The following is a 22426-nucleotide window of genomic DNA, read 5'->3' on the forward strand; positions in this document are numbered from 1 at the left end:
AATCAGTGGAACAGTGGCCGATATAAACTTCATTGCTTCTACTCACCTGTTGAATCCGAATGTCCAGATGTATATAGGGTTTATTGAATATAACAATGAATCACTATAGAATTCTAAAAAGTTAGTTCAATCTTATTATTGTTATTTTAAACGTATTATAACATTATTGATTTTCAGTAATATGTAACGTTCATATTACTGAAAGAACATAAAACAACTAATAAACACGAGTGGAATTTAATTTGATTTATTATAATAGAGACTCGGAAATTAAGTAACTGATTTTGGGTCTGATGGGGGATGAAAGCAAGTTTCTAGAGGATTAATTGGAATTTTCACAGCCATTTTCAAAAAAAAAAGTGCATATCAAATAAACCACTGGTAGTGGATTTTTAAAAATTTGCACTTTAAGATGAGGTTATAGGGACAAAAGAGATTTAATTCCTTGATGGAGGCTAAAAAAATTATTCTTTTTTGCTTCCTTGAAGCACGCATCGGCATGGTGGCACATGCCGATGATGTAACTTCGAATATTCCAATGTCTTGAACTACGTCCTCTTGAATCCTCTAAACGATAATCAACCTTTTGTCGTTTGATACAACGCTCGACCCCAGTACGTAAAGCATAACGCTTATACCATTCCTTACTATCACGCTTGACTCTAGGGAAAAAGACGAGGGTTATCCTTTGTCGATGTATAAAAAGTCCGTCCATAAGCAGATTCTGAACAAGGTGTTGGACATTTCCATTTTCCAACTGCGGCTGGACAGCGCCATTTAAGGCGATATCGTTTCTAATCCACTCCCCAATCGAGCATTTTTCGGCCGATAGGGCAGACCGGGACGCCGTCTAAGTTAATGTCCATTTCATTGTAGATGAACTGTTTCGAACGCCTCGGATTGAGGTCAATGATGGCAGAAACATCATGGTGCTCTAACATATCATAGATGGGATAAGCATCCAAAGCTGAGTCTAGGATGACTTCTCCAATTGTCCAATCTGGATACCAATGCTTCAGTTCATGGAAGGTACTCACAAACAAGACGGAGTCATGTTTACTGGCCCGATGGAGCCTTGGGTAGATGGGTAAATCATAAAGACTATCCGAAGCAGCTACCATGAAAAGACTTCTACCATAATAGTATTTTTCACGAGAACTATCCCAGCCGTAATCGGCATCAGGGTCTGAAAATTGTCGTTGACATTGGCATTTCCAGTTGCCGTGTTTACGGCAGTCACAAAGGAACTTACCATAAGGTCGACCTCCTGTTACTACGGGAGATCCATCAGCCATAATGCTTAGTGAATTCGTGTTTCCTAATAAACCTTTTGATGCGTACTGATAGACGAACAAGGATTGAAAAAGGATTTGAAGTTGATCATGTGCATTAGGCGTGTATCGAACTTTCTTGTTTCGTAAGGCACGTTTCACGCGCTTCTGAACAACGTTAGGTTTTTTCAGTTCAAGTTTCTGATTCTTTTTCCCTTTCTTTCTTGGCTTCTTTAGCTTTCGTTTCTTCTTTTGAGATAGATGTGGAGTTGAAGCTAGCAAAAGGCGGTTGGAAAAGTCATAAAAGGTTCCGACTCCAGGAATATCGTCTGGAGAAAAACCACTAAGAATAGCAAAAATGGGAGTTGTTTTTAAGGTGAACACCCATTGGTCTACACTTGTGATCTTTTGATGATGCATAAGCATTAAACTGCGAAGCATATCAAAAGGATTACGAGGTTTCCTTCCTCTGGGATTGAGGATAGAGATGTTTTAGAAGAGTGCCAGCATCGGTAAGATCAACCAAAGAACACCAAGCGATAGGAGTAAAAATCCTTTAAAAATGTTTTGTCATTGAATTGTAAATCTAGCTGTTCAACTACAAAATTAAGATAAGAATCATGTGTACGAATCTTAGTAAGCATATAGTTCCCCCATTTTAAGTGATGAAAAAACCCTCACTTAATTGTTTAGGGAACGAATGTTCGTCAAGAGGAAAGTTTGTTCGCACTCCTGTTTTGGGGTGAAGCAATAAAAAATCCCTAGTCGAAAGACTAAAGCTGGTACGGAAAATTTATTTCCGAGAAGCTATTTATAATTATAGGGGGTACATTTTTACGCGAGTTCAATATTTACGCGTTTCAGTATCATCATTCTATCAAAACACATGTTGAGGCCGTCGCGTTGATAGAGTTGAAATAGTTAGGTATCAATGGCGTTATTCAATTTAGATAAGAATTGAGGTGTGGTTTATGGTTCTCGCCGCCGTCATTTCTAAAGCTTGACATTCAAACAAAAAATTATTTTTTCAGGAAATTATATACTTGGAAAAATGAATATGATATAGTTAGTAAAAATTAAATATAGTGTAAGAGTTGGTGCCAAACCACGGTTTGGCTTAAAAGGGAAGAACGGTGAAATTCCGTCGCTGTCCCGCAACTGTATGTCGGAGTGAATCACAAATACCACTGTCTTGTGACGGGAAGGTGTGAGGAGCGTTGATGATAAGCCAGGAGACCTGCCTATCTCTAGTACACACCAAATACCTACGTGGAAATAGGTGGTGACATTCAATTTGTACGACAAACTAGTTAAGAGCAATGCTGATTAAGCATTCTTTATTAAGCATCCCTTTAACTTGATTGTATAGCCATTTTCTATTTAGGAGATGGTTTTTTTGCGTTTTATAATATGTAAATTTACCAGGAGGATTGAATATGAATTTAATCAGTACGGCTGTTGGTTACCCATATATAGGTGAGAAACGTGAATGGAAACGCATTTTAGAGTCATTTTGGAAGGGTATAAAATCAGAGGAACAATTTGTTTTAGAAATGAAAGAAATTCGTTTAAATAATTTGAAGCGCCAGCAATCTCTTGGGATAGAATTACTAACTGTAGGAGATTTTACATTTTATGATCGTATGCTTGACCTAGCGGCAATGTTTGGCTTAGTACCAAACCGGTATAACTGGCGAGGCGATGAGGTAGATCTAGCAACCTATTACGCAATGGCGCGTGGATCACAAAGTGTTGTAGCTTGTGAAATGACAAAATGGTTTAACACAAACTACCACTATATGCGGAAGTTTTACAGCAACTTGTTGATGCAGGTGCTAATTGGATTCAAGTTGAAGAACCAGCATTAGTACTTTCCTTAACAAAAGATGAAGTAAAACTAGTACATCAAATTTACAAACAATTGGAAGAAATTGTACCTAACGTTCAAATTATGCTACAAACTTATTTTGAAGGACTGTCAGAGTATGAAGAATTATCAAAATTACCAGTTGCAGGGATTGGTCTAGATTTCATCCATGGTGCTGAAGAAAACATGACCGCACTTCGAAAACATGGCTTTCCACAAGATAAAGTATTGGGAATTGGGATTATAAACGGCCGTGATATATGGCGGGCCAGTTTAGCAGAAAAAGCAACTAATACCCAAGCCATTTTATCCTTAAGTGGTGTAAAAGAAGCATGGATTCAGTCTTCATGCAGTTTACAACATGTACCAGTAACAACACAGTCTGAAAAAAAGCTGGACCCTACTCTTACCAATGCCTTGTCATTTGCTGATGAAAAAATTAAGGAGTTAACTCATATCACATCCTATATTCGTGATAGAGAATGGTCGGGGAAAAAAAAGTGTGTCGGAAATTATGCTAGCTACAGATGCTTTAGCTCAACATGATGATCGAAATAATGTACGTGTAAAAGAGCTTGTAGCACAAGTGAGGCCAGAGCATTTTTGTCGTCCAATGAGATATAAGGAACGTCAATCATTGCAGCAAGAAACGATGAAGTTACCAGATTACCCAACAACAACAATCGGAAGCTTTCCCCAATCAGATCAAGTAAAACGTACACGTACAGCATGGCGTAATCAAGAAATTACAGATTCAGCTTATAAAGAGTTTGTGAGAAGTGAAACAGCTCGCTGGATTCAAATTCAAGAACAAATTGGACTTGATGTTTTAGTCCACGGTGAATTTGAACGTACAGATATGGTCGAATTTTTTGGTGAGAAGCTAGAAGGCTTTGCCTTTACAGACTACGCATGGGTCGTATCCTATGGTTCACGTTGTGTAAAACCTCCAATTATCTATGGTGATGTCGAGTGGACTAAACCGATGACAGTTAAAGAGATAAAAGAAGCACAACAATTAACTTCTAAGTATGTCAAAGCAATGTTAACGGGCCCTGTGACAATATTAAACTGGTCTTTTGTTCGTGATGATATTTCTCGTAAACAAGTAGCTTATCAAATTGCTTTGGCCATTAGAAAAGAGGTAGATGCTCTTGAAGAAGCAGGACTCTCTATCATTCAAGTAGATGAACTGGCCTTACGAGAAGGGTTACCGTTACGTAAAGAAAATTGGAATGAATATATAAATTGGGCTGTAAAAGCATTTAAGTTAGCGACTTCAAGTGTGAAAAATGAAACACAAATTCATACACATATGTGCTATTGCGAGTTCAATGATTTTATTTAGCCAATAGGTGCTCTTAATGCAGATGTAATTTCAATTGAAACATCAAGAAGTCATGGTGAATTCATACAATCTCTAAAACAAAATCCATATGAACTTGGGATTGGGTTAGGTGTCTACGATATTCACAGCCCGCGTGTCCCAAGTGTTGAAGAAATTAGTACGATCCTAGAAGAGAGCTTAGAAGTTATTTCTAAAGAACAGTTTTGGGTGAATCCTGATTGTGGTTTAAAAACACGTCGTGAAGAAGAAACAATTGCATCGTTAAAAAATATGGTCGAAGCCACTAGGAAGCTACGAAGCGTTCAAGAACAACCTGTTTAATAAAATTTATGAAGCATTTTAGCCCACTTGGTTTAAAATGCTTCTATTAAATTAAATTTCGCTGTTATTAATACATTGGAGTGATTTTAATGAAAACAACCTTATTGACTGATGTATCAAGGACCGTCCAAACAAAGTTAGTCCTGCCTGCTGATACAAATCATCTAGAGACTATTTTTGGAGGGACCGTTTTATCGCAAATAGATGAAATAGCTGCTATTGCTGCGATGAAACACAGCAAGCATGTTGTCGTAACGGCATCCATTGATCGGGTGAATTTTGTTTCTTCTGCAAAGGTAGGAGATATTTTATATTTAGAGGCTGTTGTAGTCTCAACAGGAAGAACATCGATGGAAATTTACGTAAAAGTTGAATGTGAAGATTTACAAACGGGAGAGCGAACAATTACCACTACCTCATTCTTAACAATGGTTGCAATTAATGAACGAGGTGTTCCAGTACCAGTCCCAGGTGTGGTCCCTGTTACAGAAGAGGAAAAAGAGTTATATAACCATGCACAAGAACGGAAGAAACAACGTATAAACTCAATTCTATAACTAAATCATAGAACCAATATGAGATTGACTATAACATGATATATTTATAAAAAAGATTGAAATTTGCTAGACTTTCTTTTACTATATACAATATATAGTGTTTTTTTGTTTGTAGTTAACTAAATATTGATATGATGGAATGATAGGTGTCTGATAATAGACTTAATAGGGAATCTGGTGAAAGTCCAGAACTGTCCCCGCAACTGTAAGTGTGGATGAAATGAGGTCACCACTGTATAAGTTCACTTAATTGGTGCTTATATGGGAAGGCTCAGAGTAAAGAGAAACACAAGTCAGGAGACCTGCCTATTCTTTCCAAAAGTTTCATTTCTTCGGGGGGTGAGAAGTCGAAACGGTGCAGAAAATTTCTTTACATATGTCAATTTGTGCCGTTTTTACGACAGTTACTCTTCCATTATCGGAAGAGTTTTTTTATTTTATCTAGCTTTTTAACCGAAAAAATCACCAAGGGAGCTGAGTATGATTAAACAAATAGAAACACAATACACAAGTATAGTGAAAGCTATTAAGGAAGCGTCTGAACGGTATTCGATAGACGTTACGAAGCTAATAAACCGTATTGAGGAATTAAGCGGTCCAGATATAGAAAACGAGGCCAACCAACAAGCGTTATTTTATGCATTAAATCAAATTTCAATGGATGAACCAGATTGGACGTATGTTGCAGCAACTCTATATTTGAATGAATTATATAAGAAAGCGTCAGACAACCGCGGCTATGACCAAACACAAAAGTATGGTGACTTTTATCACCTTATCAAGATGTTAACTGAAAAGGGGATTTATTCGCAACAATTATTAGAACGATATAGTATTGAAGAAATTAACGAGCTGAGGGAGGAAATAGAACCCGAACGTGACAGCTTGTTTAACTTTATTGGTCTTTTCCTACTGGCAGACCGGTACCTTGCAAAAGATCATGACCAAAACTTATACGAGTTACCGCAAGAACGTTTTATGATCATTGCGATGACCTTGATGCAGGACGAAAAAGGGGGAAATCGCTTATCTCTAGTAAAAGAAGCCTATTGGGCATTAAGTAATCTTTTTATGACAGTGGCAACGCCTACATTAGCTAATGCAGGGAAGAGTTTTGGTCAGTTATCGTCTTGTTTTATTGATACAGTAGAGGATTCGTTAGATAGCATTTATTTAAACAATTGGGATATCGCTAGGTTAAGTAAAGATGGAGGGGGGATAGGAGTATACTACGGTAAGGTTCGGGCACTGGGTTCTGATATAAAAAAATTTAAAGAAAATTCTTCTGGGGTTGTTCCGTGGATCCGCCTCATTAATGATACAGCAGTGAGTGTTGATCAACTCGGTCAACGTCAAGGGGCAGTCGCTGTTTATCTTGATCTTTTTCATAAGGATATTATGAATGGGTTTTTAGATTTGAAAACAAATAACGGCGATGAGCGAAGAAAAGCACATGATATTTTTACAGGTGTAACAGTACCAGATTTGTTTATGGAGAAATTACAAGAAGTTGATGAAACTGGAAAGAGTAGTGGAGTTTGGCATACATTTTGTCCACATCAAGTAAAGGAAATGATGGGATGGCAAGATGAAAGAGGAGCTAAATTAGGGTTAGAAGATTTTTATGATGAAACAGATAGAAGGTACTTTAAGGAGAAATACGAAGAAGCGGTAAACCATCCATTACTGCCTCGAAAAACATATCGAGCGATGGATGTCATGAAACGAATAATGGTTGCTCAGCTAGAAACAGGGACTCCATTTATGTTTTATAGGGACGAAGTAAATCGTCAAAATCCAAATAAACATATAGTTGCTAAAGGGCGTACATCCATTTTTTGTAGTAATTTATGCACCGAGATTACTCAAAATATGTCTGCAACGCAAATCGTTAACGAATATCGAGATGAAGATGGAAACATTGTGATCGTTCGTAAACCAGGTGACTTTGTCGTTTGTAATCTGTCATCTATTCATCTACCTAATGCGGTGAAGGCGAATGCATTAGAACGGTTAGTCCGAATCCAAATGCGCATGCTAGATAATGTTATTGACCTTAATACCATTACGGTGGGACAAGCGCAAGTAACCAATAAAAAATATCGAGCCGTTGGTTTAGGGACATTTGGCTGGCATCATTTATTAGCAATTAAAGGCTTACACTGGGAGTCTCACGAAGCCGTTCAATACGCAGATGAGCTGTATGAAACGATTGCCTATTATACGATACGGGCGTCACTGGAACTCGCTAAGGAAAAAGGAGCCTATAGCCAGTTCGAAGGTTCTGAATGGCACACCGGGGCTTATTTTAAACGAAAAGGTTACAATTCTATTCCTTGGTTAAACGTGATAGAAGAAGTAAAAAAATATGGCGTCCGGAATGGCTGGATGATGGCTATTGCTCCTAACTCGTCAACAGCTAAAATTGGTGGTTCAACTGATGGGATTGATCCGTTGTACGCTGTGGAATATGCCGAAGAAAAGAAAAACTTTAAATTTATCGTAACGGCACCCGAGTTAACTCATATTACGTATCCGTATTATCAAAAAGTACGACATGAAATAGAACAGAAGTGGAGTATTAAGCAGAATGCCGCTAGACAGCGACATATTGATCAATCAGTTAGCTTTAACTTATATGTTCAACATAATGTAAAAGCGTTAGATTTATTAAACCTTCACCTAGAGGCTTGGAAGCAAGGGCTAAAGACGACCTATTATGTTCGAAGCACTTCGCAAGCTGAAATGGATGAATGTCAAGCTTGTCACAGCTAGAGGAGATTTAGGAGGACCATAAATGAATATACACAGTGAGTTAACAAAAATTAAATTACTTAACCCAGAATTCCCTAATAAGTCAACAGGCATCGTAAATGGAGAGTCATCTGGAATATTAAATTGGAACGATATAGCGTATCCGCAAATGTATGATTTTTATCATGTGTTATTATCTAACTTTTGGAAAGCTCAAGAAATTAATATGCAAGATGATATTAAACAATGGGATCAGTTAACGATAAAAGAAAAAGAAATTTTTTTAAGAATTAATACACAATTAGCATCTCTCGATAGTCTTCAAACACCGACGATGACACACGTGATGGACTATGTGACAGATCCTAGTTTTAAAGCGATTTTTGCAGTCATCGCACAACAAGAAGCGGTCCATAATGAATCGTATTCCTATATATTAAGTTCTCTTATTCCTTTAGATGAGCAAATTGATCAATTTAATCAAGCGAAAGATGATCCATTAGTACAGAAAAGAAATGAGCTTATATTGGAGTCGTATGAATCCTTTCGTAAGAACCCTACCTTACAGAATTTATTTTCCTTATGTGTAAACTCTATTAATCTAGAAGGCATTTATTTCTATGCAGGATTTGCGTTTTTCTATAACCTTGCCCGTCAGCAGAAAATGTTACGTACGAGCACGATGATCAGTTACATTCAAAGGGATGAAATGCAACATGCATATTTTGTTTCCCAATTTATCAGAATTTTAATGACAGAAAACCCAGAGCTCAACTGTGAAAAAAACATTCAATATATATATAAAACCATCGGCAGTGCAGTAGAACTAGAAAAAGAGTGGGCGCATGCCATTTTAAAAGGCATACAAGGCATTGATTTATCAGAATATGACAGATATGTAGAATACTTAGCGAATAAGCGGTTTCGTCAGCTAGGTTTGGCGAATTATTTTGAAGAACGAGATAACCCTATGCCGTGGATTCATATATTTAGTGATGAAATGATGAATGAAACAAAGTCGGATTTCTTTGAACAAAAATCAAGAACCTATACAAAAGTGAGTCAGTCGAACGGATTTGATGAATTATAAAATGAAAGTTGCAATGGTTTATACATCAATTACAGGAAATACTCGACAGCTAAGCGAAATGATTTACCGAGCCTTTAAAAAGTATAATTTAAATGTTTCGTTGTATTCTATCGAAGAGTTTCAGGTCACGACAATTGAACATTACGATGGACTCGCAATTGGTACGTATACGTGGGGAGACGGGGATATACCACAAGAATGGACTCATTTATATGAAGCTATCGAAACAAAGAATGCAAAACATATAAAAACAGGTGTTTTTGGTACAGGAGATCGGTTTTATCCTAACTATTGCGGAGCCGTTGACCACTTCCGTGATATGTTGTTTGTTCATACAGACTTAGCAGTAACTTTAAAAGTCGAATTAACTCCACAAGACCAAGACCAAATTCGTTGTGAAAAGTTTGTAGAGTTGTTTGTTCAACGGATGCATGTGTAGTAGAGTAGGTAATTGAAAAACTACAGACTGCTACATCATTATGTCTGCGATCACCACTCAAGTCATGTGGAGACCAGTCGTGTTGATAGAACAGGTTTAGAGAAGATTACATATTCCCTCAAACTATTAGTTTGGGGGAATTTTTTGTGAAGGGTGTCTTACATCTCTGAGAAACAACAAACTCACTAAGGGGAACCACTTATATTTTTAGTCTAAACGAATGAGTTGCTAACATTCTTTTTTGTTTTTATTAATTGAAGTGAGAATACTATAGATATAAAAAAATTTTTTCAAACACTTTGGTCGTTTCATTCGTTATCCTTATGAAGTATGAAAAAATTGAGTTTATTCAAATCGTAGTTTAAGTGAAATTTTATAAGTTAAAGTGAGTGGTGTAAGTGAAAGCGAGTGATGTTTATAACAGTTTAAAAGATGATCTTCATCGTTTTGCCAGGTCCATTGCCAGGCATGAACAAGAGGCGAATGATCTTGTGCAAGAGGCACTTATCAAATTATTAAGTGAAGAAAAAATTCACAGTCTGCCTTTGCATAAGCAGCGGGCATGGTTTTTTCGAGTAATGAAAAATCAGTTGATTGATGCTCGTAGAAAAGAAAAGCGAACGACCTCATGGGAGGAAGAACTAGATTTTCCAGTGCAACATATAGTCGGAAATCATCTTGAAATTACTGAATTATTGTCCCATTTACCTAATGATTTAAGTGATTTAATTTTTAAGAAGTATTGGTTAGGCTTATCAAGTCAAGAAATCGGTAAACAGGTAGGAATACCTCCCTCATCTGTACGCTACAAGCTTCATATCGCAATAAAACGTTTGAGAATAATTATTGAGGAGCGATAACACATGAAACAAACAATTGGAAATATTGGTGTACTTAATTTAATGAACGCATCAGAAGCAAGTGTTGAGAAAATTGAACGAATTGAAAATGTTGGATTAGTTATTTATCGGAAGGAAAATGCACATTTGGTAACTTCTTTAAATATTGGGAACATCGGAAAAGGTATTGAAGTACCTGATGGATATCAGTTATATAGCGGGATTTTAATGATCGATGAAGCATACTTACGATCAATTAATGCGCCTATCCAATTAGTTGTGAACGGTATGGTGATGTTCGACAAAAATGTTCAAGGGCAGCATATAAAAGGTGACTTTTTACAATTACTGGTGAGTGGAAAGATTTTTTGCCCAGCTCACCTCTCTGGCAAGGTGAGTCAGCTTTTTTCAAACGGTTCAATGATGATTGAGACTTATGAAGGAGAATTACCGAGAATTGAAAATGGAAAATTTACACTTACAAATTCTTTTCTTTTAGCGATTGAGCCTTCCAGCCATTTAATCGTAAATGGAATGCTTCAATTCAGCCAGGATTTAGATATGGATTTATTTTGCGAAAAAATTAAGAAAATGGAGATTAACGGGCTTATTTATATGTATGAAAATCAAGAAGCTTATTTGTATAAAAAAACGTCTTCGTTGTCTTCATGTGTTGTTCGAGTGATTCCGTCGGGATATGAATTAATAAAAAAACAACTTAGGTTAAATGCAAGATCAATTAAACGATTGAAACATGGAAACCTTTATACTCAAAAACCTATCATTATAGAAGCGGATGTTATACGAGATGTGTTTTCTCAATCAATTGAAAACATTCATTCAACTTCCGTTATTATTTGTCACGAAGACATTGAAGACTTAGTATATGAACGTTGTGTAGAAGTAGAAACAGAAGTGCTGACTTATGAGAATACATTTGTTTTTATCGAAGGTGAGGAAGAGTGGACGAATGACCAATTTCTAGCCCTTGAAAAACCGATGAATTTCATCGTAAATGGTCAATTAACCTTAAACAGCGATGTGACGGAAGAAGTGCTCTCAACCAAGATCTTAACATTAGACGTTTTAGGTGAAGTAATTGTTCCAGAGAAAAAAAATATAGGTACGTTACAAAAACTCGTTCGATTGAAAACGGGAATAATTAGAGAAGAAAGATCTATTGAAAAGGTATCTTTCATCCAAAACTTAGGTGAACTTTCCCTTTAATAAATAGGCTCTTTCCAATAGGGAAAATGACTAGAAGAGGAATGGATATGGATATTAAAAGTTTTAACATGTTTTTATTAATATGGGTGGGCCAATTTGTTTCTGTCATCGGAACTAGTTTGACTTCATTTGCTTTAGGTTTTTGGGTCCTAACAGAAACAGGTTCGGTTACACAGTTCTCTATGATTATTCTTTCTATAGTACTTCCAACGTTACTTTTATCACCATTTGCAGGTGTCATTATTGACCGGTTTTCGAGGAAGAAATTAATGATTATGAGTAATAGTGCAGCTGCGTTTTCAACCATAATTATTCTAGCATTAGTTTTGACAGGTCATTTGGAAGTTTGGCATATTTACGTAACAACAGCGTTAGCGTCTAGCTTTAATACGTTTTTAATGCCAACCTACCAATCGGTGATTTCTTTATTGGTCCCAAAACATCAGTTAGGTCGAGCAAATGGCTTAATTCAGATAGGAGAGTCAGCCTCAATTATTATTGCACCAATGTTGGCTGGTTTTCTAGTTCATCTATATGGGTTGCAAGCAGTTATCTTTGTTGATTTGGCAGCATTTACCTTAGCGGTAACAACCTTAATTTTCGCTAAAATACCTGAACTTGTAGAGAAGCGATCTACTAAATTAGACACAAAACAATTTATTATAGAAGCAAAAGAAGGCTGGCAATACGTAATGAAGCAGCCTGGGTTTAAGTGGTTATTATTCTTTTCTGCATCGATCAATTTATTGCTCGGATTTGTGAATGTCCTGCTTCAACCATTAATTATTTCGTTATCATCAGAACAAACATTGGGAATTGTTTTATCGATCTCAGGTTTTGGAATGCTTCTTGGAGGGATAGTAATTAGTGCGTGGGGTGGCCCGAAAAATCGAATTCATGGTGTTTTCTTCAGCTGTGCTATCGCAGGTATTATGATCACTTTTGCTGGTGCTGCAACGTCTATTATTTTTATTACGGCTAGCTTCACATTATTTCTCTTTCTTATCCCAATTATCAATTCATGCAGTCAGGCCATCTGGCAAAGTAAAGTTGATCCTGCGATCCAAGGTCGTGTTTTTACTATAAGAAGGATGCTGGGTACTTCCCTTTATCCTTTAGCAATCATAATCGCAGGTCCTTTAGTCGACCATGTGTTTAACCCTTTGCTGAGGCAAGACGGACTTCTTGCCAATAGTTTAGGTCAGTTGATAGGCGTAGGAGAAAGCCGCGGCATAGGATTACTATTCATTTTCGTTGGATTATTATTTGTCATGGTGACAACTATTGTTTATCTTCAGCCTAGAGTTAGAAATATTGAGACAGAGGTTCCAGACGCAATTGTGGATGAAAAGGGATTGTTATATGAAAATGTGTAATATGATACGGAAGAAGTTGAGAGAGGACAGGCAGCATTCTTGCCCTCTCTCTTGTTTTAATACTTAGAGAACGAAAAATTAAAATTATAGGGTTATCAATCCTCAATACATCGGGCCACTGGTTCTTTACACTTTTTACAGACTCCTTTAAGGAGAATGCCGTCTGAATCATCATGTATACTATAATTGATAATGGTTGTAACGCCACAGTTAACGCAAAATACATTACTTAGAATTTTCTGTTTGAAATCATCAGGAATTGCTTTCCATTTACGTATAGCATTAATATCTATCGTCGACATTTTATGGCTCCTTCCTTTGTAGTATCAATAAAATCTACCATCATGATAAAGAAATAAGTAGGGGGAATTTTAAATGCAACATTATAAACATGGTTTAAGTATAACCGATTTTCAGAGTACACAACACAATACAACCTTTGTGACCTTCTCAGTGTACGATGATGTTATGGGCAAATCTTTTGAAGGTGAAGTTAAGTTTTTAGGTGGCAGGCCATTTGGGGATATCATTCATGAAGACAGATCTCCCTTATCAACTGAGTGCAGACAATTTGTTCAAGAGACATTGTTGAAAAAATATAACAATACGGAGTTCTATTAATACAGCTTTCAGTACAAAAATTAAACAATTTTTACGTTAATTTTATTTTACCTTAAACAACATCTTGTAGTATGGGGAGTATTCATCAGAAATAAGAGGAGTGTTAGGGTGCTGGAAACTTGAGTAAAGAAACAAATCAAACAAAGCCGGTAATTGTTATATCGTTAGTAACAGCTCTTTGTTTATTGGGAGACTCCATGCTTTATATTGCTCTTCCTATTTATTACAAAGAGGTGGGACTTCAATCGTTGTGGGAAGTTGGTCTAATTCTCTCATTAAATCGATTAATTCGGATTCCTATAAATCCTTTGGTCGGTTGGTTCTATCGTAGAATGTCTTTAAGAATAGGAACGTTTTTAGCTGTTATTCTAGCTATAGTAACTACAGTGGGGTATGGAGTTGCCTATGGTTTAGTGGCCTGGATTATTCTTAGGATCCTTTGGGGAGTCGCCTGGTCATTTTTTAGATTAGGAGGATTTTTTACAGTCATAGAATGCTCAACTGATGCGAATCGCGGAAAGTTGATGGGGACTTATAATGGTCTTTACCGGTTAGGAAGTCTTTTTGGTATGTTAGTTGGTGGTATTTTAGTTAGCCTATACGGTATCAGTGTAGTAGCTATTATTTTTGGTTTGCTTATGATATTGGGTATCCCGTTTGTTTTGGTGATGATGCCAAAAGGAAAGAAAGAAGCAGCGCCCAAAAACAAAATGAGGAAATTTTCTTATCGTTGGATGACAATACCTGTCTTAAAAGTTGTTGTGACAGGATTATTATTAGCCTTTCTTATTCAGGGAATGTTTGCTTCGACGATCGCTCTAGTGATGAGTCGTCATTATGGTGAAATCATCATACTATTTGGTATAACACTAGGTGTTACAGCTCTAGCTGGAATACTACAAGGGATCCGATGGGCTTGGGAGCCTTTTCTAGCCATTTGGTTTGGTAAGGTATCTGATGGACAGAGAGGCAGATTACCGTTATTTATTGTATTTATGTTGTTGGGCGCCGTTTGCCTATGGCTGATGCCCATTCAGATGCCTATTTATATTTGGCTGTTTATTGTACTTGTTTTTATGGGCGTTTCCACCATATTAACAACTCTCAGCGATGCTGTAACTTCTGATATTGCAATGACCACAGACAAACATACTGTAATGACCTATTATGCTGTTTTCTTAGATACGGGAGCTGCTCTTGGGCCTTTAATTAGTTATGTTATTCTTGGATTAAATCATGGAATTGCCATCACTTATATGGTGAGTGGAGTTATTCTATTCGTACTTGCATATATTTGGTTTACAGAATATGTGGAACAAAGGAAAAACTTGATAGGAAAAAGTGCATAATTCATTCAAGTATCCGTTAGCTTGTATTCATTTTTTTGATAATAAAGGCAATTAAGGTGGCAACAGTAGTTGCTGCCTATTTTAATTGCAAATTTTATTGAACGCTCCTATCAAACTCTACCATTCATTAACAATCTGTTCATAAAATTATTACAAAGTTTGTAAAAAAACCATATAGAATTAATCAATTTCACTTGGCGCCAAGGTAAAATTGAGATAATTTTTAAAATTAAGAAGTTGGAGGGGTTACAGTGAACACACAATATAATGAGGTGTACGACTCAGCATTTATCTCTGATTACTTAATTGACTGCATTAATAATGGGGTTTATGAAGAAGATCAAAAACTTCCTTCAGAGATGGAACTAAGTGATTTGTTTCAAGTAAACCGTTATACGATCAGACAAGCATTAAAAAAGCTTGTTAACTTAGAAGTCATTTCATCCAAGCAGGGAAAAGGTTATTATGTCATTTCTAAGCCCACTCCCACAACATATGTTCTTGCAGGGAAGCCGCAGTTTTCACGGAATATGATGAAGAACGGCAAGCACCATAGCAGTAAACTGTTAAACTGGGAAAAAAAACGAGCGTCTAAAAAAGAAATGGAGTATTTGAAGCTCGCTGCTAGTGAACCTGTTTATCGTTTAGAAATTCTTCGTTATGTTGAGAATAAGGCAATTACCTACTCAACTACGATTTTACTAGAAAGCAAGGTGCCTGATCTCGAGTGGTATTTAAGAGATTTTGCTTCTCTTTATCAGTTATTAGATACAAATTATGGTTTTATTCCTCAACGTGAGTATTCTATTTTTCAAGCTGTATTACCGAACAGCGTAGAGTCGTTTCATTTAAACGTCTCAAATGAAGTCCCATTAATGTCGATTGAAAGTGTTGCCGTACATCCGGATGGAACTCCAGTAGAGTATACACATTCTAGAATACGTGGAGATATGAATAAATGCTTAGTTAAGCTTGATCTGACAAAAGAGTAGGAGTGGTGAAGGATGAAGTATAAATTAGTAGCGCTAGATTTAGATGGTACTTTGCTAGACGATGAAAAAAAGATTAGTGACCGCACGAAAGAAATCATTCAGCACATCCGTAATGAAGGAGTAAAAGTGGTTTTGGCTACAGGAAGAAGTCCGAAAAGGACGCTGCCTATTGCCGAAGAATTAGGGTTACATGAACCTATTATTGTCTACAATGGAGCAGGAATTATTGACACACAAACAGGACAGGTTGAATTAGAAGAGGGCTACTCTATCAATCATGTTTCCTCTATTATTCACTACTGTCGCGAGCATCAGTTGAATTTTACAGTAAATACAATAAGTAATATGTATATCGAAAAGGATACTAGTTACCTATCTAGACGGTATAGTAAAGGTTTTTATCATCCAGTCGTATTAAAAGATGTGATGGGTGTTGAAGAGAAGATTCTTAAGATGTCTATTTTGGCCAGCGAGGAGCAACTGGATTCTATAGAGTGGTATTTGGAGCAACTAAATCGAATGAGTTCAACAAAACTCGTTCGCAGTGGTGAAGATACGCTGGACTTAATTCAACCTTCAGTAAATAAAGGAAACGCATTATCAATTATGGCTGATCGTTATAATATTGCTTTAGACGAAACGGTAGCCTTTGGGAATTATTTTAATGATTTAGAAATGATCCAACTTGCAGGACTGGGAATCGCGATGGATAATGCCCCGCAAGGCTTAAAGAAGGCAGCTGATAAGATAGCCTTAACCAATAATGATGAAGGAGTAGCTAGAGAGTTAGAGTATCTTTATACAAACACGCCAAGTGCTGTTAATAAAATGTGAGTCATTGAAAGTTGGTAACTGATAGTGAATAGCTGCTATAAAAAATGGTATTCCAAACTCCTGCATTGAAACAAGTGTAGGAGTTTTTTCTATAATTTCAACTGCCACGGAATTTGTCTTTACTTTAGTAATGTAATGAAAATGTAAATTGTAAATGTACAAGTACAAACAAGTTAAAAGAGTTAATAATCTGTTTATTAACTCTTTTAAATGTTTAACGTTTTTATAATATTCTCTTAAGATAGATAATTCATAATTGAACTCGGTTGAGATATTACAGATTAACAAAAAGGAGAATTACAAAATGGGAGAAGCGATAATTGAAGTTAACGATTTAAAGAAAGTATATCCTGATGGAACTGAAGCCTTAAAGGGAATTACAGTCACTATTGAAAAGGGCGAATTAGTTGCCATTATCGGTTCAAGTGGAGCAGGGAAAAGTACTTTTCTAAGATGCATTAATCGTCTGAATACTTCAACTGGTGGAAGTATCCTCTTTAACGGTAAAGAAGTTACTAAAGCTAGAGGTAAGGATCTGCGTAATATCCGACGTGAAATTGGAATGGTCTTTCAAGGATTTAATCTTATTAAAAGGTCTCAAACAGTAAAAAATGTCCTACATGGCAGACTCGGCTATGTTTCTTCCATTAAAGGTGGTCTAGGACTGTTCTCAGAGGGAGATACAAAGGAAGCTTTAACGTTATTAGGAAGAGTGGGGCTTGCCGATCAAGCATTTAAAAGAGCAGACGAATTAAGTGGCGGCCAACAGCAAAGGGTTGGTGTTGCCAGGGCTTTAGCTCAAAAGCCATTGTTACTTCTTGCAGACGAACCTATTGCTAGTCTAGATCCGGCTTCATCAGAACGTGTAATGAGTTATATGAAGAAAATTTGTGAAGAAGATGGGATTACAGCAGTCGTCAATCTCCACCAAGTCGATGTAGCAAAGCAATTTGCAACAAGAATTATTGGAATTAAGGCAGGCCAAATTGTTTTTGATGGAACAGCCAAAGAATTAACAGATGAAGTTATTAAATATCTATATAACTAGTTTTTCTATTATGAAGAAAGGAGTTGGATAAAAACATGAGTATGCCAGCTGAAAAGCTTCAGAAGCATCAAGTGGCGCCAGCAGAACAGGAAGCATTTGATGTCGATCAAATGTACAAAGATTTGAAGGCTAAAAATAAAGGATTAGTAAAAAATCTATTCATTGTTTGGGCAGCTATATTAGCCCTAATTATTTGGTCATGGGTGGGGACAAATTTTAAATTAGCCTACTTTTTTAGCGGGATAGGAAATATGGCTTCTTTTATTTGGAATGATTTGCTGCCTCCTGATCTTAGTGCAATACCAAAATATATAAAACCGGCCTTTGAATCGTTATATATGGCTTATGTCGGAACGTTAATTTCGGTGTTTTTATCCATATTCTTAGGATTCTTAGCAGCCAAGAACACATCGTTTCATCCTATATTAGCTTCAGTGAGCCGTTCGGTGATTGCTTTCATTCGAGCGATGCCAACTCTAGTCATTGGTATCTTTTTTGTCGCAGCTCTTGGATTAGGTCCTTTAGCAGGAACGTTAGCAATTGGTATAGCGGGTGTCGGCATTTTAGCAAAAGCTTTTGCTGACATTATTGAAGAAATTGATGCAGGTCAAGTAGAGGCGGTACGCTCTACGGGAGCAAGCTGGTTTCAAGTGATGGGACAAGCGGTTTGGCCGCAATTTTATGCTGGTTTTGTCGCTTGGTCTTTCTACAAGATGGACTTAAACATCCGCGAGTCTGCAATACTTGGGATGATTGGTGCTGGTGGATTAGGGACAGCACTGATGGCTGATATCGGGCTATTTAGATATGATCAAGCGGTAGTAGCGATTGCGATGATATTCTTCATGATTCTTTTAGTTGAATATACAACAGCTAAGCTAAGGGAGAGAATTATATGATAAAAAAGCAAGCACAAAAGGAAAAAGATCGACTGACTAAAATTATATTTCTTTTCCTTGGAACGGTTTTCTTGATTGTGAGTTTAATGCAGATGAATATTATGCCAGAGCGTCTATTAAATAGTATTGAACGAGGTTCTTATATCATTTCGGTTATGGTGCCTCCTACTTTTAACGGACCGGAAAATCTATTTAGTGCCGCCATAGAATCGATCCAAGTTGCCGTAATCGGTACACTGTTTGGAATTGTCTTTTCAATGGTTTTAGCTGTATTTGCAGCAAAAAACTTAACCCCGCATATTTCAATTAGCTATGCGATCAAGGCATTTGCGGGCTTTGTTCGTGCGGTTCCAGCATTAATCTGGGCGATCTTATTCATTGTCGCAGTAGGGCTTGGACCGACGCCAGGTATTATGGCCCTTGCTGTTAACAGTATTGGAATGCTTTTAAAGGTTTACGCAGAGGCAATTGAAGAGATCGATATGGGTGTAGTAGAAGCTATTCAGGCAGCTGGCGGAACTAAGTTTCAAGTGATTATGCAAGGTGTTATTCCAAGTATTATGAGTATTTTCATCTCTTGGTCCGTCTTCCGCTTTGATATTAATATTCGCTATGCGGCTGTTCTCGGAATCGTTGGAGCTGGTGGAATTGGCTTTGAATTAATGAGAGCCTCAAGAATGGCTGATTACAGTCAAGTACTTGGAGTTACACTAATTATTTTCGTTATGATCATTTCAGTTGAATATATTTCAAGGTTTATTAAAGGAAGATTTGATGCAGAAACAGCCAAAGCCGCAAGAATGTAAATAAATATATACTTTTTAAAACCTTGAAAGGGGTGATACAAAGAACGATCTTTTGTACCATCCATTTATCCAAAAACAGGAAAACTAAAAATTAGGAGGAATTCCAAGATGAAGAAAAGTTTAAAGTTATTTTCACTGTCGATTGTATCAAGTGTATTGTTAGCTTTATCAGCATGTGGTTCATCAGATACCACATCAAGCAACTCTAGTTCTGAAAATACAGGCTCTAACCAAACGAGTGAAACAGCAGAAAATGACGAGCGTGCAGATTGGCCGGAAAAGCTAGTTATTTCTTCCATTCCAGCTGAGGATGTTCAAACAGTTACAAATCGTTATGCTGACTTTACAGATTACTTAGAAGCTCAATTAGGAATTCCAGTCGAAATGTTTGTTGGATCAGACTATACAGCTGCGGTTGAAGCTGCTCGAGCTGGACATACACATATTGCATTTTGGGGGCCCTTCTCTTACGTATTAGCAAATCAAAGAGCCGGTGTAGAAGCGTTTGCTACTACTTTAAGTGGTGGTCTAGATTATTATACAGCTGCTTTCCTAACAATGGAGGATTCTGGAATTGAGTCTGTAGCTGATTTAGAAGGACGTACCATTGGATGGGTAGACCCTGCATCTACATCAGGTGCTATCTTTCCAAAAGCACATATTATGAGTGAAGTTGGATTATCAGAGGAGACAGATCTGGATAGTTTCTTTGCTAATCAAGTGTACACAGGGGGACATGACTCTACGTTCATCTCTGTTTTAAATGGTGATATTGACGCAGGTCCAATGGCAAGCAGTCACTGGGACCGCCGTTTAGATGAGTTTAAAGATCACCCAAGAATTAACGAAATTAAAATTTTTGAAGAAACAGCACAAATTCCAAGAAGTCCTATTACGGTTGCTGGTGATTTACCAGAAAGTCTAAAAGAAGCCATTAAGGAAGCGTTCTTTGATATTTTAAATCATCCAGAACTTGAGACATATATTGAAGAGATGGGCTTGGAAGATGGGTATCAACCAGTGGAAGATGCTCGCTATGATATTATTCGTGAAACTGCAGATATTCTAGGTTTAGATGTTTCACAAATGGATTAATGTTTAGCTAAAACACTATAAAAATATAATTATAAAATGGACACAAGGTGTTGGAGTGATTAGACATTAGCTCTAGCTACTTTGTGTCCGTCAAACTATTACGAAACTAATAGTATGAAGGCTGCTTGGTCTTTTAATCAAAGTTTATAAGTAAAACTCGAATCGGAGGAAAATGAAATGGTTGTCGATTTACATTGTCATACGAAAATATCAGATAATCCAATGACGATCGAAGAAGTAATCCAGCTAGCCAAGTCCAATGGTGTAACACATCTTGCTATCACCGACCATGATACGACGAAAGGACTTCCGATAGCCAAAGACATTGGTGAAAAAAACGGTGTTGAGATCATTCCTGGAATTGAAATTTCAGCCTATGATTATAAACGAAATACAAGAGCTCATATTTTAGGGTACTACATTGAACCAAACCATCCAGCGATTGAAAAGATATGCCAACCGTTAATAGAAAAGAGACACGAGACTTCAAAAAGAATGGTCGAAAAAATAATAGAATCAGGTTATCAGATTACTTGGGAACAAGTTGAACGGCATGCAGAAGGTGGAACTGGAGTTTATAAGCAACATATTATGCATGCTCTAATCGATGCAGGATATGAAGAGGAAATCTATGGTCCACTTTATAAAAAACTGTTTTCAAGAGGAGACCATAAAGGAAATGTTGGTATTGCGTTTATGCCAATACAGTATATTGATGTTTGTGATGCTATTACGGCGGTTATCGAAGCTGGTGGAATACCAGTTATTGCCCATCCAGGTCAAATGAACAATTATGACGCTATTCCAGAATGGGTGAATTTAGGCCTTCAAGGAATAGAGGTCTACCATCATGACCATAAGGAAGAAGATATAGAGAGATGCAAAGCTTTGGCGGGAACATACAATTTATTAATGACGGGCGGTTCGGATTTTCATGGACCATATGGAGCAGATCCAAACAATACAATTGGTTTAAACTGCCCAGGAGTTGAATGTATTGAAACTTTAAAAGAAAGATTAAAAGTCATACAAAAATAGCAAGTCAATATGCATATGCAAACTATTCAATGGACGAGTCTTATTTGATGTTTTGGATCTTATAAGCCGGGATCGAATAGTTTCTTTTTTTATACATTTTAAGAGAAGTTTACAATTTATCTCTACAATTAAAAAGAACTTAACAATCTCTTAATATCACTCACTTGGCGACAAGTTACGATGAACATAGAAACAACAAAGGGGGTATTCATAGATGGACACAGCAATGAGAACGAAAATACTATCTAATGCTACTGAAGAAGATTTAGTCCATTGGGAAACGCAGATTGAACAAATGGGTGAAGTGAAAATTGTGAAACCGCCTAGTTTAGGATTGGTCATGATGCGCGCAAAAGAGTCCGTGGAGAAACAGGTATTTAATGTTGGAGAAATATTAATGACAGAAGCAACAGTATCCGTAGATGGGGCTCTTGGATTTGCTGCATTAATTGGAAATGAAGAAGAAAAAGTGAAGAAAATTGCAATGATTGACGCTGTATTTCATCACTCTTCCTCCAAATGGTCTGAGTTCAAAGTACAGTTTAGTAACTGGCTGGTACTAGAAGAAGAAAGACAAAAGACAGAACAAATAAAAGAGTTTCAGTTAATGAAACAGAGTCGAGTTGACTTTAATGTGATGGATGACTAGGAGGAA

19 protein-coding genes, 1 pseudogene and 2 riboswitches are annotated in these 22426 nt (G+C 36.9%); of the genes and pseudogenes, 18 read left to right on the top strand and 2 right to left on the bottom strand.

Translation table 11 applies throughout. The features are described from left to right. Positions 1-794 precede the first annotated feature (794 nt). Positions 795-1712 (bottom strand): transposase, encoded by a 918-nt coding sequence (locus AC2VNP_RS07785; RefSeq protein ID WP_486916779.1) that lies wholly within the window; start codon positions 1710-1712, stop codon positions 795-797. A gap of 637 nt (positions 1713-2349) precedes the next feature. Beyond that, a riboswitch (cobalamin riboswitch) is annotated at positions 2350-2530 on the top strand. Positions 2531-2707: 177 nt separating this feature from the next. On the opposite strand from AC2VNP_RS07785, the pseudogene metE reads away from it, so the two are divergent. The 8 genes and pseudogenes from metE to AC2VNP_RS07825 all read left to right on the top strand — a co-directional run bounded on the left by metE (position 2708) and on the right by AC2VNP_RS07825 (position 13089). After that, positions 2708-4807 (top strand): annotated as a pseudogene (gene metE, locus AC2VNP_RS07790) (5-methyltetrahydropteroyltriglutamate--homocysteine S-methyltransferase). An 89-nt stretch (positions 4808-4896) separates the two neighbouring features. Continuing rightward, positions 4897-5364, top strand: a complete 468-nt coding sequence (locus tag AC2VNP_RS07795; protein WP_486916780.1) for an acyl-CoA thioesterase — start codon at positions 4897-4899, stop codon at positions 5362-5364. Between the two features lie 127 nt (positions 5365-5491). Then, positions 5492-5688: riboswitch (cobalamin riboswitch) on the top strand. A gap of 156 nt (positions 5689-5844) precedes the next feature. After that, positions 5845-8139 carry a ribonucleoside-diphosphate reductase subunit alpha gene (locus AC2VNP_RS07800; RefSeq protein WP_486916781.1) on the top strand — a complete coding sequence of 765 codons (2295 nt, stop codon included), beginning with the start codon at positions 5845-5847 and terminating at the stop codon, positions 8137-8139. A 22-nt stretch (positions 8140-8161) separates the two neighbouring features. Beyond that, positions 8162-9208: a ribonucleotide-diphosphate reductase subunit beta gene (locus AC2VNP_RS07805; RefSeq protein ID WP_486916782.1), complete on the top strand. Its 1047-nt coding sequence runs from the start codon at positions 8162-8164 to the stop codon at positions 9206-9208. A 1-nt stretch (position 9209) separates the two neighbouring features. Continuing rightward, positions 9210-9647, top strand: a complete 438-nt coding sequence (locus AC2VNP_RS07810) for a flavodoxin domain-containing protein (protein ID WP_486916783.1) — start codon at positions 9210-9212, stop codon at positions 9645-9647. Between the two features lie 398 nt (positions 9648-10045). Next, the gene (locus tag AC2VNP_RS07815) at positions 10046-10507 is read left to right on the top strand and encodes an RNA polymerase sigma factor (protein WP_486916784.1); all 462 of its coding nucleotides are present in this window, start codon (positions 10046-10048) and stop codon (positions 10505-10507) included. A gap of 3 nt (positions 10508-10510) precedes the next feature. Continuing rightward, a complete protein-coding gene (locus tag AC2VNP_RS07820; protein WP_486916785.1) occupies positions 10511-11713 on the top strand; it encodes a hypothetical protein in 1203 nt (400 codons plus the stop codon). Positions 11714-11760: 47 nt separating this feature from the next. Then, positions 11761-13089, top strand: a complete 1329-nt coding sequence (locus AC2VNP_RS07825; protein ID WP_486916786.1) for an MFS transporter — start codon at positions 11761-11763, stop codon at positions 13087-13089. 95 nt (positions 13090-13184) lie between these two features. Here the strand turns inward: AC2VNP_RS07825 and AC2VNP_RS07830 are convergent, their stop codons facing one another. Further along, a complete protein-coding gene (locus AC2VNP_RS07830; RefSeq protein WP_486916787.1) occupies positions 13185-13391 on the bottom strand; it encodes a hypothetical protein in 207 nt (68 codons plus the stop codon). A 73-nt stretch (positions 13392-13464) separates the two neighbouring features. Between AC2VNP_RS07830 and AC2VNP_RS07835 the strand changes: the two genes are divergently transcribed. From AC2VNP_RS07835 to phnG, 10 genes are all read left to right on the top strand, one after another. Next, positions 13465-13710, top strand: coding sequence for a hypothetical protein (locus tag AC2VNP_RS07835; RefSeq protein WP_486916788.1), 246 nt, complete (start codon positions 13465-13467; stop codon positions 13708-13710). 119 nt (positions 13711-13829) lie between these two features. Continuing rightward, positions 13830-15059 (top strand): MFS transporter, encoded by a 1230-nt coding sequence (locus tag AC2VNP_RS07840; RefSeq protein ID WP_486916789.1) that lies wholly within the window; start codon positions 13830-13832, stop codon positions 15057-15059. Between the two features lie 251 nt (positions 15060-15310). Further along, a complete protein-coding gene (locus tag AC2VNP_RS07845; protein WP_486916790.1) occupies positions 15311-16051 on the top strand; it encodes a GntR family transcriptional regulator in 741 nt (246 codons plus the stop codon). 12 nt (positions 16052-16063) lie between these two features. Further along, entirely contained in the window at positions 16064-16885 is an 822-nt protein-coding gene (locus AC2VNP_RS07850) for an HAD family hydrolase (RefSeq protein WP_486916791.1), read from the top strand. Between the two features lie 304 nt (positions 16886-17189). After that, complete coding sequence (gene phnC / locus AC2VNP_RS07855; RefSeq protein ID WP_486916792.1) at positions 17190-17933, top strand: phosphonate ABC transporter ATP-binding protein; 744 nt, start codon at positions 17190-17192, stop codon at positions 17931-17933. A 35-nt stretch (positions 17934-17968) separates the two neighbouring features. Then, positions 17969-18832, top strand: coding sequence for a phosphonate ABC transporter, permease protein PhnE (gene phnE, locus AC2VNP_RS07860; protein ID WP_486916793.1), 864 nt, complete (start codon positions 17969-17971; stop codon positions 18830-18832). Beyond that, the gene (gene phnE, locus AC2VNP_RS07865) at positions 18829-19638 is read left to right on the top strand and encodes a phosphonate ABC transporter, permease protein PhnE (protein WP_486916794.1); all 810 of its coding nucleotides are present in this window, start codon (positions 18829-18831) and stop codon (positions 19636-19638) included. Before phnE (AC2VNP_RS07860) ends, phnE (AC2VNP_RS07865) begins: the two co-directional genes overlap by 4 nt. A 108-nt stretch (positions 19639-19746) precedes the next feature. Continuing rightward, complete coding sequence (locus tag AC2VNP_RS07870) at positions 19747-20733, top strand: phosphate/phosphite/phosphonate ABC transporter substrate-binding protein (protein ID WP_486916795.1); 987 nt, start codon at positions 19747-19749, stop codon at positions 20731-20733. A gap of 177 nt (positions 20734-20910) precedes the next feature. After that, positions 20911-21771, top strand: coding sequence for a PHP domain-containing protein (locus AC2VNP_RS07875; RefSeq protein WP_486916796.1), 861 nt, complete (start codon positions 20911-20913; stop codon positions 21769-21771). A gap of 214 nt (positions 21772-21985) precedes the next feature. After that, positions 21986-22420, top strand: a complete 435-nt coding sequence (gene phnG / locus AC2VNP_RS07880) for a phosphonate C-P lyase system protein PhnG (protein WP_486916797.1) — start codon at positions 21986-21988, stop codon at positions 22418-22420. Positions 22421-22426: the final 6 nt, after the last annotated feature.

This window comes from Alkalihalobacterium sp. TH-98, from assembly GCF_057473385.1.